Here is a 1539-nt window from a genome sequence, read left to right as displayed (position 1 = left end):
CTCTCATGATTGCTGACAATGGCCTTTGACATAAGCTGCAGCCCGCCGATCCGATCGGCGGTCGAGGCACTTGTACGGCGGATATGAGGTGCAAGAGGCGGGACTTGAACGTCGGTCAACAATCTCTCATCCGCGGGTCGAGCCGCATGACCTGGTTTCGTTTGGGGCTGCCTCTGTCTAGGTGGCGAGCGTCGAGGCTCATAGTGGGGACGAGGGCTCCCCGGCATTGTCCCGCCTCCAGCGCCGCATATCGCGCCGAGGCTGATGTTTGGGTTTTTGCGATCTCCTCTGCTGGCTGTCTGTCAAATAGTGGTCACGCCGCCTTTGGCGCGGATTGAACTGTGCAGGCGATCGACCAGATGAAGCCCACCATCTCGCGTGCGATGGCGACATTGACGACGTTCGCATTCTTGCCGCGCGCGCTCAGCCGACGATATCGGGTGCACAGTCGAACTTGCGCTTTCCACCCGATATCGCGAACGACTTTTGGCAGCGCCTCGATCCGGTCGACCTTGTGCCGGCTGATGCGCGCTCTCATCCGGTAAGCCCAGGCGGCTTCGACCAGCGCGCGCCGGGCATGAGTGTTGCCGGTCTTGGTGATGCCGCCGCGCCAGACGGTCTCGCCACTCGATTGTTCTCCGGGGACCAGGCCGAAATAGGCCATGAGCTGGCGGGGGGTTGAGAAGCGTGTGAAGTCACCGACCTCCGCGACCAGCACCACGGCATTGATCAGCGCGATGCCGCGCATCGCCTGCAAGGCGTCAACGACCGGGCGCTGGTTCCATTCCGGGAGCAGGCTGAGTATCTGTTCCTCGACCTGCTGCAGGCGCCGTTCCGCATCCGTGACGGCATCGACGTAATCCTGAAATGCGATCTGCTGGGCGGGATGGTCGAAGGCCAATGTCGAAAGCCATCGCCGGTAAGCCTTTCGCCAGGCCGTCCCACGCTCATGCTTGCGCCCGTGACGCAGCAGAAATCCTTGAAGATGTTGGCGCGCTCGCGTCACCACCTGTCGCACGACGCTGCGCAGCCGGATCAGGTCGCGCATGGCTTCATGATCGGCGTCGGGCACCCAGACGGGGGTCAACTCTCCGGCCCGATGAAGGCGGGCGAGCATGGTGGCGTCGCGACGGTTCGTCTTCACCCGATCGCCAGGCTTCCGCGGAATCAGCGACGGCGCCACCACGTCGCACCGATGGCCGAGGCGCGTCAGTTGGCGATGAACGCCATAGCCGCACGGGCCGGCCTCATAGCAAAACGCCAGCCGCTTGCCGGACCGTCCGAGGCGATCGCACAGCTTGCTCACGGCATTAGCGTCATTAGCAATCTCCCCGAGATAGTCCACCGAGCCGCAGCGTCCGCTCTCCGCCACCGCGACCGAGATCCCTTCCTTGTGAACATCCAAACCGACAAATCTGATATGGTCCATATGGCCCGTCTCCTATGCATGAGGCTCTGCGCCGGCCAGCCGGCTTAACCCTCGTACCGTTGCATATCGGATGACGGGCCGCCCTCAGGCCCAGCAATCATAGGGACTAG

1 protein-coding gene is annotated in these 1539 nt (G+C 63.0%); it reads right to left on the bottom strand.

From position 1 onward, the window contains the following. Positions 1–313: 313 nt before the first annotated feature. A complete protein-coding gene (locus tag NKI01_RS30790; protein WP_352515958.1) occupies positions 314–1429 on the bottom strand; it encodes an IS110 family RNA-guided transposase in 1116 nt (371 codons plus the stop codon). Positions 1430–1539: the final 110 nt, after the last annotated feature.

The sequence above is a fragment of the Mesorhizobium sp. M0815 genome, assembly GCF_040319995.1.
GTDB lineage: Bacteria > Pseudomonadota > Alphaproteobacteria > Rhizobiales > Rhizobiaceae > Mesorhizobium.
The sequence above is the reverse complement of the archived record's forward strand: the minus strand, read 5'-3'. Positions and strand labels throughout refer to the sequence as shown.